Annotated in this window: 14 protein-coding genes; 4 read left to right on the top strand and 10 right to left on the bottom strand. The window is 70.2% G+C overall.

The window, feature by feature from the left end:
* Positions 1 to 95: 95 nt before the first annotated feature.
* The 4 genes from ACK1X7_RS32555 to ACK1X7_RS32540 all read right to left on the bottom strand — a co-directional run bounded on the left by ACK1X7_RS32555 (position 96) and on the right by ACK1X7_RS32540 (position 4,268).
* Positions 96 to 1,475, bottom strand: a complete 1,380-nt coding sequence (locus tag ACK1X7_RS32555) for a hydrogenase expression protein HypF (RefSeq protein ID WP_385145619.1) — start codon at positions 1,473 to 1,475, stop codon at positions 96 to 98.
* Positions 1,453 to 1,983, bottom strand: coding sequence for a DUF6114 domain-containing protein (locus ACK1X7_RS32550; protein WP_385145621.1), 531 nt, complete (start codon positions 1,981 to 1,983; stop codon positions 1,453 to 1,455). Before ACK1X7_RS32550 ends, ACK1X7_RS32555 begins: the two co-directional genes overlap by 23 nt.
* Positions 1,984 to 2,119: 136 nt before the next feature.
* On the bottom strand, positions 2,120 to 2,737 hold the full coding sequence (locus ACK1X7_RS32545) for a DUF6230 family protein (protein WP_059147638.1): 618 nt from the start codon (positions 2,735 to 2,737) through the stop codon (positions 2,120 to 2,122).
* Between the two features lie 559 nt (positions 2,738 to 3,296).
* Positions 3,297 to 4,268 (bottom strand): tetratricopeptide repeat protein, encoded by a 972-nt coding sequence (locus ACK1X7_RS32540; RefSeq protein WP_413116020.1) that lies wholly within the window; start codon positions 4,266 to 4,268, stop codon positions 3,297 to 3,299.
* 138 nt (positions 4,269 to 4,406) lie between these two features.
* Here ACK1X7_RS32540 and ACK1X7_RS32535 point away from each other — a divergent pair, with 138 nt between their 5' ends.
* Entirely contained in the window at positions 4,407 to 5,081 is a 675-nt protein-coding gene (locus tag ACK1X7_RS32535; protein WP_385145625.1) for a TetR/AcrR family transcriptional regulator, read from the top strand.
* On the opposite strand, the gene ACK1X7_RS32530 is transcribed toward ACK1X7_RS32535, so the two are convergent.
* The 4 genes from ACK1X7_RS32530 to ACK1X7_RS32515 all read right to left on the bottom strand — a co-directional run bounded on the left by ACK1X7_RS32530 (position 5,057) and on the right by ACK1X7_RS32515 (position 9,191).
* Entirely contained in the window at positions 5,057 to 6,757 is a 1,701-nt protein-coding gene (locus ACK1X7_RS32530) for an acyl-CoA mutase large subunit family protein (RefSeq protein WP_390791974.1), read from the bottom strand. The two genes, ACK1X7_RS32535 and ACK1X7_RS32530, sit on opposite strands and share 25 nt — an antisense overlap.
* Before the next feature lie 138 nt (positions 6,758 to 6,895).
* Complete coding sequence (locus tag ACK1X7_RS32525) at positions 6,896 to 7,228, bottom strand: DUF3817 domain-containing protein (RefSeq protein ID WP_413116019.1); 333 nt, start codon at positions 7,226 to 7,228, stop codon at positions 6,896 to 6,898.
* A gap of 54 nt (positions 7,229 to 7,282) precedes the next feature.
* Positions 7,283 to 7,792 (bottom strand): MarR family winged helix-turn-helix transcriptional regulator, encoded by a 510-nt coding sequence (locus ACK1X7_RS32520; protein WP_385145630.1) that lies wholly within the window; start codon positions 7,790 to 7,792, stop codon positions 7,283 to 7,285.
* Positions 7,793 to 7,835: 43 nt separating this feature from the next.
* The gene (locus tag ACK1X7_RS32515; RefSeq protein ID WP_413116018.1) at positions 7,836 to 9,191 is read right to left on the bottom strand and encodes an MFS transporter; all 1,356 of its coding nucleotides are present in this window, start codon (positions 9,189 to 9,191) and stop codon (positions 7,836 to 7,838) included.
* A gap of 80 nt (positions 9,192 to 9,271) precedes the next feature.
* Between ACK1X7_RS32515 and ACK1X7_RS32510 the strand changes: the two genes are divergently transcribed.
* Complete coding sequence (locus ACK1X7_RS32510) at positions 9,272 to 10,261, top strand: ArsR/SmtB family transcription factor (RefSeq protein WP_385145634.1); 990 nt, start codon at positions 9,272 to 9,274, stop codon at positions 10,259 to 10,261.
* A gap of 75 nt (positions 10,262 to 10,336) precedes the next feature.
* On the opposite strand, the gene ACK1X7_RS32505 is transcribed toward ACK1X7_RS32510, so the two are convergent.
* Both ACK1X7_RS32505 and ACK1X7_RS32500 read right to left on the bottom strand, forming a co-directional pair.
* Positions 10,337 to 10,630 carry an MTH1187 family thiamine-binding protein gene (locus tag ACK1X7_RS32505; protein ID WP_020868372.1) on the bottom strand — a complete coding sequence of 98 codons (294 nt, stop codon included), beginning with the start codon at positions 10,628 to 10,630 and terminating at the stop codon, positions 10,337 to 10,339.
* Positions 10,627 to 10,971: a DUF3817 domain-containing protein gene (locus ACK1X7_RS32500; protein ID WP_216340639.1), complete on the bottom strand. Its 345-nt coding sequence runs from the start codon at positions 10,969 to 10,971 to the stop codon at positions 10,627 to 10,629. Before ACK1X7_RS32500 ends, ACK1X7_RS32505 begins: the two co-directional genes overlap by 4 nt.
* Positions 10,972 to 11,149: 178 nt before the next feature.
* Here ACK1X7_RS32500 and ACK1X7_RS32495 point away from each other — a divergent pair, with 178 nt between their 5' ends.
* Positions 11,150 to 11,788, top strand: a complete 639-nt coding sequence (locus tag ACK1X7_RS32495; protein WP_216340640.1) for an AIM24 family protein — start codon at positions 11,150 to 11,152, stop codon at positions 11,786 to 11,788.
* Positions 11,788 to 12,438: an AIM24 family protein gene (locus ACK1X7_RS32490; protein ID WP_385145637.1), complete on the top strand. Its 651-nt coding sequence runs from the start codon at positions 11,788 to 11,790 to the stop codon at positions 12,436 to 12,438. The genes ACK1X7_RS32495 and ACK1X7_RS32490 overlap by 1 nt, the downstream gene beginning before the upstream one ends.
* Positions 12,439 to 12,445: the final 7 nt, after the last annotated feature.

Here is a 12,445-nt window from a genome sequence, read left to right as displayed (position 1 = left end):
GTGGGCACCGTCTCCGAGTGGAGGCGGTGCCCACGGTCGTTTCCCTCCCGGAGGAGGGGTGTGCGGCTCCCGAACGGGTCGGTGGTCCCCCGGGGTCACTCCCCGGTCTTGAACAGATGCATCCCCGGCACGGTCAGGGTGCCGCCGAACTGGCCGGCCTGCGTGACCGTGACATCGGTGAAGAACACTTCGGGGATGTTCACCGGCGGCGGGCTCTTGGGGCTGAAGGTGATCGGGATGAGCCCCAGCAGGTTCCCCTTCAGCTCCTCGGTGTACATGGTCACCGTGCCGTCCCGAATGGTCGAGGTGGACCCTTCGCGCGCCTGCACATGGGTCGTGGTCCCGGCCGGGCCCACCACCAACTGGTGCAGATCCTTGATGTCCACGCCCGAGGCGGTGAACTTCAGGACCTTCTTGACGTGGCCGCCCTGCGTCTTGACCTCCACGATGCCCTTGTAGTCCAGGCCGTGCAGGCTCAGCAGGGTGCTCTTGAGGGTCCAGGGGTCCTCGGGCAGCAGGCTCGGGGTCGGCTCGGTCTCGGCGTTGTCGTACGCGTCGGCGTCGAACTCGGGGCAGGGGAACGCCTCCTTGCCGTGTCCGTCCTTCGAGGCGGACGAGGAGGGCTTCGGAAGCGCCTTGTCCGCCTTGTCCTTGGCGTCGTCGACGGTCTTCCCCACCCCGTCCGCGGTGTCCTCGAGGCCCTTGCCCACCTTGTCCACCGTGTCCTTGACCGGATCGGTGGGCTTGTCGGGGCTCTTGGACTCGGGCGCGGACGGAGACGGCGACGAGCTGGGCCCGGCGCTCGACGAGGGGCTCGGCGAGGAACTCGGCTCGGCCGACTCCTTGGCCTTCTCATCGGGCGTCAGGATGTCGTGCAGCGCGTCCCCGAGACCCAGCGGGTCCAGGGGGTTCTTGGACTTCGACGGGCTCGGCGAGGCCGACGGCTCCTCGTCCCCGGCACCGGAGGACGGCGCGGCGGAGGAACGGGACGGAGACGGCGTGGAGGTGGCCTTGTCGCCGTCCGGGCCCGCCGTGCCGTCAGAGGACTTCTCAGAGCCCTTGGAGCCGTCCTGGGAGCCCTTCTCGGGCGAACCCTTCGAGTCCTCGGCGCCCTTGCCGTCCTTGTCCTTGGCGTCCTTGGCGGACTTGTCCTTGGCGTCCTTGTCCTGCGAGTCCGACGCGTCCTTGCCGCCCTTGGAGTCCTTGTCCGCCTCGTCCGGCTGGGACACACACGGCCCGGCCTTGTACCGGTCCTCGGGCCGGGGGTTGGCCGAGGCGAGCTGCGGAGTGAGCCCCATGCCCATCAGCACGGCCGTCGGCATCGCGGCCAGCGCTATGGCCTTGCCGGCGGGCACCTGAAGGCGGGTGAGTACCGACTTCTTCGGTGCCGCGTGCCGCGGCCCCGTTCTGACCCGGCGCGGGCTCACTCCCTCCGGCTGCTCGGGTCGGTCTTCACCCCGCACGGTGCCTCCCATTCCTGGCTTCCTGGTCCGGTGCGGACCCGGCCCCGGCCGGTTCCGGCACGTTGTCACCGTTCCCGTCGTCCTGCGGCGCCGCTCCCGGCCCCTCGGCCGGCTGCGCGGAGGGAGTCTCACCCGGTGCCCAGGAGATGCTCATGCCGCCGCCGAACAGCGCGAGCAGGAATCCCATCAGGAAGCCGCCGAAGTTCGATACGGGGATGGACACCAGACCGAGCAGGATCGTGGCGACTCCGGCGAACACCCGCACCATGGGCTGGAACCACATGGTCAGGCCCAGGACCACCAACAGCACCCCGATGATCAGCGAGGCCGATCCGGCGGTGGTGGACATGTTGATGGTGAATCCACCCGCGTTGAGGTCGTTGTACGGGAAGTACATGATCGGCAACCCCGCCAGCAGGCTCAACAGCCCTGCCCAGAACGGGCGCTGCCAGCGCCACGCCCTGAAGGACCCCCGCCAACGGCTGATGCGGTCACTCGCCCCCGGCGACTCGGCACTCATCGAAAACAGCTCCCTGGGGCCGGCGATCGGTGTGATCGCGGTTGTTCTACAGCAGTACAAGCGTGGCGCATACGCGCTGCTGGTCGATGCCCGGGTGAGGGGCAGCGCCGCGGCCCCTCACCCTCAGCTCAACGGATCAGAAGCACTCGTTCTTGCCCTTGCTGACCTTCATCGAAAGGCCGGAGAGCTTGAACGTGCCCGCACTGGTCGCCCAGGCGGTCTGCTTCACACCGACCAGCGTCGCCGAATCCGACTGCTGGCCGAACGAACCGGGATCGGCCGCATCGCCCTTGTTGATGCCAGGACCCTTGTGGGCGTCACCCGCCGCCACACCGATGTCGATCCCACGGAACGTGGCGTCCGCGTTGAGCTGATCGAGATCGATGAAGAGGTTCTTGGCCTCGACCTGCTTGCTGCCGTTGCCCGCCGTCAGCTTCAGCGACACATCGCCGAAGACGGGAACCGGGATCACGACGGACTGGCACAGGCCCTTGAGCTTCGCGCTCTTGAACGCCGACACCGCGACGGGGATCTTCTTGCCCCCGTGCTGGGTGTCCAGCGCCCCGTACTGCGCGAACCCGGTGCCGTCGAGCCGGTCGACCGAGACCTTGAACTGCTGACCGGACACGTTGAACGAGGCCGCGAGCGCACCCTGGGACAGGGCGACGCCGATCGCGGCCGTGGCAGCAACGCTCGGCACCATGACAACGGCGAACCGCTTCCATCTGGTGCCGCCACGAGCCACGGACTCCATGACTTTCCTCCTTCTCGGACGTACATCTCCGGCCGGGGCGAACCCGGACCTGGGATGGGAGAAGTGCTACGTCCTCGGGAAGGAGAGCGCCCACGTCTGACAGGCGCACACCGCACCCGCAACACCGGCGATCACCCCCGAGCGACAACCACTGGCCACGCAATCTCGCGCAACCTCCTGGACAGGCCCTGCCCTTTGGGCAGAGACCCCCCTGTCCACGGCCGACGCCACTGCCGTCGGCCTGCCCGGTGGGGACCCAACCACACCGACGCGCCGACCGGATGCCGAGCTACGGGGGATGGACCGAGCTTGGCCGATCGTGGTCCATTCCCGGCCCAGGCACAAGGGGTTCGTTACTAGCGAGTAACGGACGGATAACCGAACTGCGGCAGGACGGTCGAGATCAGGCACGCACGGTTGCCGGACAGTGACCGGAAAGAGAGGGAGATTTACTCCAAGACCGGACAAAGCCCGGCCCCGCATTTACTGGCAGTAACAGCGACCGCGTTTACCAAGTTTTGGTAAAGAGCGGCCGCTGTGTTGTTTGAGGAGCCCGAGGTCAGAACAGCACGCGCGCCAACGCGCTGCGCGCCGCCACCACTCGGGGGTCCTCACCGCCGATCACCTCGAACAGGCTCAGGAGATGAACGCGGGCCGCGTCCCGATCGTCCCCGGCCGTACGACGCACCGTGTCCACCAACCGCCCGAAGGCGTCTTCCACATGACCGCCCATCAGGTCCAGGTCGGCCGCCGTGATCTGGGCCTTGACATCCGCGGGGCTCTCCGCGGCCGCCTTGCGCGCCTGCGTGGCGTCCACGCCCTGAACGCGCTCCAGCAACTGGGCCTGGGCCAGGCCCAGCTTGGCCTCGTCGTTGGCCGGGTCGTCGGCGAGCACGCTCCGGTACGCCGCCACCGCACCGCCCAGGTCCCCGGCGTCCAGCGCCTGATGGGCCGCGGCGAGCGCGGTCTCCTGCGGCGACTCGGGGGCCTCGGGGGCGGCCTCCTCGGCGCCCTCGTCCTGGGCGCCGGGTTCAACAGGTGTACCGACGATGCCGAACTGCTGCTCGGCGGCCTGGATGAGCTGGTCCAGCACCTGGCGGATCTGCGCCTCGGGCGCGGCACCCTGGAAGAGTGGCACCGGCTGGCCCGCGATCACCGCGAAGACCGCGGGGATGCCCTGGACGCCGAACTGCTGGAAGAGCATCTGGTTGGCGTCGACGTCGATCTTCGCGAGGACGAACTGCCCCGCGTACTCGGTGGCCAGCCGCTCCAGGATGGGACCGAGCTGCTTGCACGGCTCGCACCACTCGGCCCAGAAGTCGATGACGACCGGCACTTCGGTGGAGCGTTGCAGGACGTCCTGCTGAAAACCCGCTTCGTCGACATTGAAGACCAGACGGGCGGGCGCCGCGGCGCCCCCGGAGCGGGCCGCCTGGGCCCGCGCCTGCTCCGCCTTCTGCTTCGCTTCTCCGGCCGCCTTCACCGCGGCGAGGTCGACCGCTCCACTCATGGACATGTTCCGTGGCTGCATGGTCCTATCCTCCCCTCTTCCCGCGGTGAAGGGAAAAGCGCATCGGCCGATGGCCCGGCCGTGGCACACCCTTACGCTACGAGCCGTAGCGTAACTCACCAGGGACGGTGTGCGGTACTGGCGGGTAGGGTGCCGCGCATGAGCCCGTCCGCACGCCGCACCGGGCGCCCGCGCAGCGCCGAGGCCGACCGAGCCATCCTGGGCGCCACCCGTGCCGCCCTGGTGGAACTGGGCTGGGCGAAGCTGACGCTGGGCGATGTGGCGGCCCGCGCCGGAGTCGCCAAGACGACGCTCTACCGCCGCTGGGCCAGCAAGTGCGAGCTGGTGGTGGACGCCATCGCGGCGGTCCTCGACGAACACCTGGAGGCGACCGACCGCGGCAGTCTGCACGCCGATGTGGAGGCCGTGGTGATCCGGCTGGGGGCGCTGCTGGAGCGGCCCGAGACGGGCACCGCGCTGATGGCCGTCATCGCGGAGGCCATGCACGACGAGGCGCTGCGGTGCCGGGTCCGCTCGGCGATCGTGGACCGGCAGAAGCGGCTGGTCACGGTCGGCCGGGAGCGCGCCCGGCTCCGCGGTGAGCTGCCGCGCGAGGAGGATCCGGAGGAGTCGGCCCGCAACGCGGACCTGATCTTCGACACGGTCGCCGGGGCGGTGCTCCACCGGCTGATGGTCAGCGCGGAACCGGTTGACCCGCGGTGGGCCCGCGACTTCACGGATCTGCTGCTGTACGGACTGACCGGGGCGGATTCCGGCGGCGCCGCGGCCGGACCCGCCCCGGAAGGGGCTCAGAAGCCGGCCGGCTCCGTATAGATTCCCCACTCGTCGCGGAGGGCGTCGCAGATCTCGCCGAGGCTCGCCTCGGCGCGTACCGCCCTCAGCATCGGCTCGATCATGTTGGACCCCTCGCGGGCGGCGGCGACCAGCGCCCCCAGCCCTGCCGCGATCTCCGCCTCGTCCCGCCCGGCCTTACGGGCGCCCAGCGCCCGCACCTGCTCGCGCTCGACCTCATGGCTGACCCGCAGGATCTCCAGATCGCCGGTGACCGAGCCCTCGTGGCAGTTGACGCCGACGACCTTCTTGTCCCCCTTCTCCAGGGACCGCTGGTACCGGAAGGCGGATTCGGCGATCTCGCCGGTGAACCAGCCGTCCTCGATGCCCTGGAGGATGCCGGCGGTGATCGGCCACCGGGGCCGCTGTCCGTCCGGCACCGTGCGGCGGCCGCGCTCCTTGATCTGCTCGAAGATCTTCTCGGCGTCGGCCTCGATCCGGTCGGTCAGCGCCTCGATGTACCAGGAACCGCCCAGCGGATCGGCCACATTGAGGACGCCGGTCTCCTCCATCAGCACCTGCTGGGTGCGCAGGGCGATCTCGGCGGCCTGCTCGCTGGGCAGCGCGAGGGTCTCGTCCAGGGCGTTGGTGTGCAGCGAGTTGGTGCCGCCGAGGACCGCGGCGAGCGCCTCCACCGCCGTCCGCACCACGTTGTTGTACGGCTGCTGGGCGGTGAGCGAGACTCCGGCGGTCTGGGTGTGGAACCGCAGCCACTGCGCCTTCTCGGTTTTCGCCCCGTAGACATCGCGCATCCAGCGGGCCCAGATCCGGCGGGCGGCGCGGAACTTGGCGATCTCCTCGAAGAAGTCGACATGCGCGTCGAAGAAGAAGGACAGCCCGGGCGCGAAGGTGTCGACGTCCAGCCCGCGGGAGAGGCCGAGCTCCACATAGCCGAAGCCGTCGGCGAGGGTGTACGCCAGCTCCTGCGCGGCCGTCGCCCCGGCCTCGCGGATGTGGTAGCCGGAGACCGACAGCGGCTTGTACGCCGGGATGCCCTCGGAGCAGTACTCCATCAGGTCGCCGATCAGCTTCAGATGCGGCTCGGGCGGGAAGAGCCACTCCTTCTGCGCGATGTACTCCTTGAAGATGTCCGTCTGGAGGGTGCCGTTGAGCCGCGAGATGTCCACGCCCTGGCGCTCGGCGGCGACCAGGTACATACAGAAGACGGGGACGGCCGGACCGCTGATGGTCATCGAGGTGGTGACGTCGCCTAGCGGGATGTCCTTGAAGAGGATCTCCATATCGGCGGCGGAGTCGATGGCGACACCGCAGTGGCCGACCTCGCCGAGCGAGTGGGGATCGTCGGAGTCGCGGCCCATCAGGGTCGGCATGTCGAAGGCGACCGAGAGCCCGCCGCCGCCCGCCTTCAGGATCATCTTGTAGCGCTCATTGGTCTGCTCGGCATTGCCGAACCCGGCGAACTGGCGGATGGTCCAGGCCCGGCCCCGGTATCCGGTGGCGTACAGACCACGGGTGTACGGGAACTCGCCGGGCCAGCCGATCCGCTCGAACCCCTCGACGGTGTCGCCCGGGGCGGGTCCGTAGACCGGCTCGACGGGGTCCCCGGACAGCGTGGAGAAGTCCGCCTCGCGCTTGTGTGCCGCGTCGTACCGGGCCTGCCACCGACGGCGGCCCGCCTCAATGCCTTCGGCGTCCATGCTTCAAAAGTACTAGGACGTCCTACTAATTGTCGACGCGAGACTCGCCGTACTGGGCCGAACGAGGACTTTCCACTCCCCCACCGCGCGCCTCGTCCAGCCCCGGACGGGACGCGCGGAAGGGCTACAGACCCCCGGTCAGACCTGCGCGGGCGCGGGCTCGGCGCCGCTGACCAGCGGCTCCACCTCGCGGCTGACCTTGCGCTCGACGAAGAACGCGGCCGTCGGGATGGTGCCCGCGACCAGGACCCACAGCAGCTTGCCGAACGGCCATCTGGCCTTGGAGCCGAGGTCGAAGGCGAAGACCAGGTAGATGATGTAGAGCACACCGTGGATCTGGGAGACCACGAGCGTGAGGTCCTCGCCCGTGTCGAAGCCGTACTTGAACACCATGCAGGTGCAGAGCACGAGCAGCATCACTGCGGTGACATAGGCCATGACCCGGTAGCGGGTCAGCACGCTGCGTTTCATGCCCTGAGCGTAACCGCCCGTTCCGGGGCGATCTTCGCCGCCCCCGGCTCTTCGTCAGCCGTCCTCGAAGTCCTCCGCGGCGACCCGCAGCGGGCGCAGCAGCTCGAAGATCCTGCCGCAGTCCTCGGCGTCGTAGACCCCGAGCCCGAATTCCATCGCCATCAGATCGCGGGTGGCCGATTCGACCACCTCACGGCCCCGGTCGGTGATCGAGGCCAGGGTGCCGCGGCCGTCGTTGGGGTTCGGCCGCTTGTCGACCAGACCCGATTTGACCAGGCGGTCCACCGTATTGGTGACCGAGGTCGGGTGGACCATCAGCCGCTCGCCGATCTTGGACATCGGCAGCTCACCGGATTTGGAGAAGGTGAGCAGCACCAGTGCCTCATAGCGGGCGAAGGTCAGTCCGTACGGTTTGACGACCGCGTCGACCTGGCTGAGCAGAATCTGGTGGGCCCGCATGATCGAGGTGATCGCGCCCATGGAGGGCACGGACCCCCACCGCTGCTTCCAGAGCTCATCGGCACGGGCGATGGGGTCGAACGACAGGCTGAGCGGCTTCGGCACATCACCGACCCTACCGGCCGGTCATATCGTGGTCAGCCCTATCTCATACTTCGGGCCGGGCGGGCCCGGGGACGGTGCGCCGCACCTCCAGGGCCACCAGCAGCGAGCACAGCGCCCCGCAGCCACCCGCCGTCGCGGCCACGACATGGACCGGTACGAACTCGGCGACCGCGCCGGAGACCGCCATCCCAAAACCCTGCGCGGTCATCAGCCCGGCCGTCAGCACCGTCATCGCCCGGCCGCGCAGCTCGTCCGGTACGGCGGCGAGGAACCACTGGTCGAGGCCGAGGCTGTAGGCGATCCCGCAGCCGGTCAGCATCTGGAGGGCCAGCGCCCAGCCGAACGACGGATGGACGGCGTACCCCAGGGCGGGCAGCATCGCCAGGACGCCGACCGGCAGCGTCAGCCGGGCGCGGGCGCGCGGTCCCAGCAGCGAGCCCACCAGCGCCTCGCTGACGATCGCGCCGACCGGCATCCCGCACATCAGCAGCCCGAGCCCCACCGAGCCGAGCCCCAGCCCATCGGAGTACGGCGTCAGCAGGGCCTCCGGCATCACCACGAACATCGGCGGCACCCACGACAGCAGCATCAGCGCCCGGATCCTGCGGTCCGCGAACAGCCGCCGCATCCCGCTCAGCGAGTCCCCGAGCAGGGGGCACCTCCCAGCGGTAGCTGGGGGAGCCCCGCCCCCGGCCATCTGCCGGGCGGGGCGGCGGCGGGTGCCGAAGCGGAGCACCAGCGCCGAGCCGACGAGCGCCGCCGCCGTGAGCGCCAGCGCGGCCCGCGGCGAGACGGCGGCCAGCAACAGCCCGCCGACCCCGAACCCGGCGAGCTGCGCGGTCTGGGCGGTGATCCGGATGACCGAGCGGCCCAGGACGAAGGCGTCGCCCTCGCCGAGGATGTCGCCGAGCGTCGCCGACCGGGTCCCGCTGAACACCGGCGAGATCGCGGCGGGCACACAGCGCAGCGCGAGCAGCACGGCCACCGGCATCCCCGGCACCACCATGGCGGCCACGCATCCGGCGTGCACCAGATCGCAGACCACCAGCACCCGGCGGGCCGGGAAGCGGTCGGTGACGGAGGACAGCAGGGCGCCGCCGATCACATACGGCAGCATCGAGGTGGCGAACGTCAGGGCGCTGAGCAGCGGCGATCCGGTGAGCCGATAGACCAGCACGGACAGCGCGAGCTGGCCGACCACCTCGCCGAGCATGGAGACCAGATGCGCGGCGAAGACGGCCCGGAACTCCCGGACCGCGAACACCGCGCCGTAGCCAACGCCCCCCGGACCCCGCGGCGGCCCCTGGTCGTCACCGGGCGCGAGCTCGGGTCGGGAGGCGTGCGCGTCGGGGCGCGACTCGGCAGGGCCCGTCGTACCGGGCCCGGAGGGCGTTGACATGCCGGAAGCGTGCCCGTACGGGCGGGGCGGGTTCTAGTGTTTCGGCCAGAGCCGAATCTTCGCGATCGGGGGGCGAGACCATGCCACTGCATATGAATTTCGGCGCCGACGATCTGCTGCGCTGCCGGTTCGCCATCTCGCCCCTGTGCCAGACGCATGAGGCGGTGCGCACGCTGCGCCGGCCCGAGCGGCACGGCTACCACCTGCCGTGGCTGCGGCGGGTGCGGGAGGCGGTGACCGGGCTCGATCTGTCGGAGCTGTGGCTGCTGCTGCCCAGGCGGGGCGGCTACACCCCGGACTTCCTGGGTCCGCCCCCGGAGGTGCCGTACGCGCCGTTCGAGGACGAGCTGGCGCGGATGCGGGCCACGGACCCGGCCGCCGCCCACCGGGAGCTGGTCCTGTCCCTGGCGTGCACCCCGGGGGCCGCCGACTCCCCGCAGGGCCGGGCGATGCTGGCCGATCCGGCGCGGGCCGTCCAGCGGCTGGCCGATGTGACCGAACGGGCCTGGCGGGCCCTGGTCGCACCGGACTGGCCCCGGCTGCGGGCCCTGCTGGAGGCCGATATCGGCTATCGCTCACGGCAGTTGGCCGACGGCGGCCTGGAGCGGCTGTTCGCCGATCTGCGGCCCGCGCTGCACTGGACCGACGGCACGCTCACCATCCGTACCTCCGCGCTCCCCGCCCGGACGCAGGACCTGGGCGGCCGCGGGGTGCTGCTGATGCCCAGCGTCTTCGTCTGGCCGGATGTGGTGAGCGGCTTCGCCCCGCCGTGGCAGCCCACGGTGATCTATCCGGCGCGCGGGGTCGGCGGGCTGTGGCGGGAGCCGGACGGGGAGGGGATGGACGCGCTCGTACGCCTCCTGGGCGCGGGCCGCGCGGCGGTCCTCGCCGCTCTGGAGGAACCCGCCTCCACCTCGGCCCTGGCCGCCCGCCTGGGCCTCGCGCCCTCGTCGGTCTCGGCGCATCTCGCGGTGCTGCGCGCCGCCGGACTGCTCGGCTCACGGCGCCAGGGCCATCAGGTGCTGTACGAGCGCACACCGCTGGGCATGGCCCTGGTGGGCGGGGGCTGAGCGCGGCCCCGGGGCGGTCGGCAGGTCCCGGTCAGCCGGTCTCGGCCAGTCGGTCTCGGTCAGTCGCTCGGGTGGTCAGTCGCTCAGATGGCGCTCGACCGTCTCGACCTTGGAGGTCAGACCGTCCGTGACGCCCGGGCGGATATCGGCCTTGAGGACCACCGAGACCCGGGGCGCCCGGGCCTCCACCACGGCGACGGCGCGCTTGACGACGTCCATGACCTCGTCCCACTCGCCCTCGATCGAGGTGAACATCGCGTCCGTACGGTTCGGCAGCCCCGACTCACGGACCACCCGCACCGCGTCGGCGACGTACTCCCCCACGTCCTCGCCGACGCCCAGCGGCGTCACCGAAAAGGCGACGATCATGCGTTGACCACGCCCTCCTTACGGGCGCGGGCCGCGATCACACCGGCCTCGGCCTCCCGCTTGAGCTTGCGCTCGGCGAAAAAGCCGCCGGTGGGCAGGACGGAGAGGACGAAGTACAGGGCCGCGGTCTGCCACTTCCACTTGGTGCGGTTCCAGGCGTCCGCCCAGAAGACCACGTAGAGGATGAAGAGCACGCCGTGCACCATGCCCATCACCGGCACCGCGTTGAAGTCCGAGGTGCGCTTGAGCACCGAGCAGATGAGCAGCAGCAGGAACGACACGGCCTCGGGCGCGGAGACCAGGCGGAGCCGGCGCAGCGCGGTGGCGGTCTTGAAGTCCACGAGAGCACCTTCGTATGAAGAGGGGTACGGCAGTACGGCAGAACACAGACCGGCTTGTGAATCCATGCACAAGCCTTCGCCCATTGTCGCAGCTTCGCGGGCGATCATGGCCCGGGGGTCACCTTCAGCCCCCGGGGCTCCCTGTCCGCCGACGTCAGAGCCCGCTACCGTCGGCTCCGTGGCTCAGTTCCGACTCCAGGGAAGCAGGGTGCTCGCGGTCGACCTGACCGGAGACTCCGTGAAGGCCAAGAACGGCGCGATGGTCGCCTACGAGGGGGAGATGACCTTCAAGAAGAAGACCGGCGGCGGCGAGGGGCTGCGCGGGATGGTGACCCGGCGGCTCACCGGGGAGCAGATGGCGGTCATGGAGGTGAAGGGGCACGGCACCTGCTACTTCGCCGACCGGGCGAGCGAGGTCAACCTGGTGTCGCTGCACGGCGAGAAGCTCTATGTGGAGTCCAGCAATCTGCTGTGCACGGACTCCGCGCTGCGCACCGGCACCTCCTTCACCGGGCTGCGCGGCTCCTCGCAGGGCAACGGCCTGTTCACCACGACCGTGGAGGGCACCGGCCAGGCCGCGCTCGTCTCGGCCGGTACGGCGATCGTGCTGCGCGTCACTCCGCAGACCCCGCTTCAGGTCGACCCGGGCGCGTACCTCGCCCACACCGGCGGCCTCAAGCAGCACTTCCAGGCGGGGGTGAACTTCCGGGCGCTGATAGGCGAGAGCGGCGGGGAGTCCTTCCAGATCCGCTTCGAGGGCGACGGGCTGGTCTACGTCCAGCCGAGCGAGCGCAACACGATCGGGGGTGAGGTCTGATGCCGTTCACCTTGCTCACCTCGCGCATGGTCGAGGCCCAGGTGCTCCCCGGGCAGACCCTGTTCAGCCAGCGCGGCGCGATGCTCGCGTATCGCGGGGACGTACGGTTCACCCCCAGCATCACCGGCGGGCAGCGCGGGGTGCGGGGGATGATCGGGCGGCGGATCGCCGACGAGGACACCCCGCTGATGACCGTCGAGGGCCAGGGCACGGTGATGTTCGGGCACGGCGGCCACCACGTCCATGTGATCGACCTGGTCGGCGACACCCTCTATGTGGAGTCGGACCGGCTGCTGGCCTTCGACGGCTCGCTGCGCCAGGGCACGATGTTCATGGGCTCCCAGGGCGGGGTGATGGGCATGGTGCGCGGCCAGGTCACCGGGCAGGGGCTGTTCACCACCACCCTGGAGGGGCACGGCTCCGCGGCGGTCATGGCGCACGGCGGGGTGCTGGAGCTGCCGATCGGCCAGGGACGTCCGGTGCATGTCGATCCGCAAGCCTATGTCGCCCACCGGGGTGATGTTCGCAATAAGCTCTCGACGGCGATCGGCTGGCGCGAAATGGTGGGCCGGGGCTCGGGGGAGGCGTTCCAACTGGAGCTGTCCGGCACCGGCATGGTCTATGTCCAGGCATCGGAGGAGAAGCTTTGACTGCTCT

Source organism: Streptomyces sp. CY-1, assembly GCF_047218265.1.
GTDB classification, from domain to species: Bacteria; Actinomycetota; Actinomycetes; order Streptomycetales; family Streptomycetaceae; genus Streptomyces; species Streptomyces niphimycinicus.
The sequence above is the reverse complement of the archived record's forward strand: the minus strand, read 5'-3'. Positions and strand labels throughout refer to the sequence as shown.

What these genes read in the sequence shown, in the direction of transcription:
- ACK1X7_RS32555 (WP_385145619.1), bottom strand. Translation starts at nt 1,475, where the DNA reads ATGGGAGGCACCGTGCGGGGTGAAGACCGACCCGAGCAGCCGGAGGGA.
- ACK1X7_RS32540 (WP_413116020.1), bottom strand. Translation starts at nt 4,268, where the DNA reads ATGCAGCCACGGAACATGTCCATGAGTGGAGCGGTCGACCTCGCCGCG.
- ACK1X7_RS32530 (WP_390791974.1), bottom strand. Translation starts at nt 6,757, where the DNA reads ATGGACGCCGAAGGCATTGAGGCGGGCCGCCGTCGGTGGCAGGCCCGG.
- ACK1X7_RS32515 (WP_413116018.1), bottom strand. Translation starts at nt 9,191, where the DNA reads ATGTCAACGCCCTCCGGGCCCGGTACGACGGGCCCTGCCGAGTCGCGC.
- ACK1X7_RS32525 (WP_413116019.1), bottom strand. Translation starts at nt 7,228, where the DNA reads ATGAAACGCAGCGTGCTGACCCGCTACCGGGTCATGGCCTATGTCACC.
- ACK1X7_RS32535 (WP_385145625.1), top strand. Translation starts at nt 4,407, where the DNA reads ATGAGCCCGTCCGCACGCCGCACCGGGCGCCCGCGCAGCGCCGAGGCC.
- ACK1X7_RS32550 (WP_385145621.1), bottom strand. Translation starts at nt 1,983, where the DNA reads ATGAGTGCCGAGTCGCCGGGGGCGAGTGACCGCATCAGCCGTTGGCGG.
- ACK1X7_RS32510 (WP_385145634.1), top strand. Translation starts at nt 9,272, where the DNA reads ATGCCACTGCATATGAATTTCGGCGCCGACGATCTGCTGCGCTGCCGG.
- ACK1X7_RS32505 (WP_020868372.1), bottom strand. Translation starts at nt 10,630, where the DNA reads ATGATCGTCGCCTTTTCGGTGACGCCGCTGGGCGTCGGCGAGGACGTG.
- ACK1X7_RS32490 (WP_385145637.1), top strand. Translation starts at nt 11,788, where the DNA reads ATGCCGTTCACCTTGCTCACCTCGCGCATGGTCGAGGCCCAGGTGCTC.
- ACK1X7_RS32545 (WP_059147638.1), bottom strand. Translation starts at nt 2,737, where the DNA reads ATGGAGTCCGTGGCTCGTGGCGGCACCAGATGGAAGCGGTTCGCCGTT.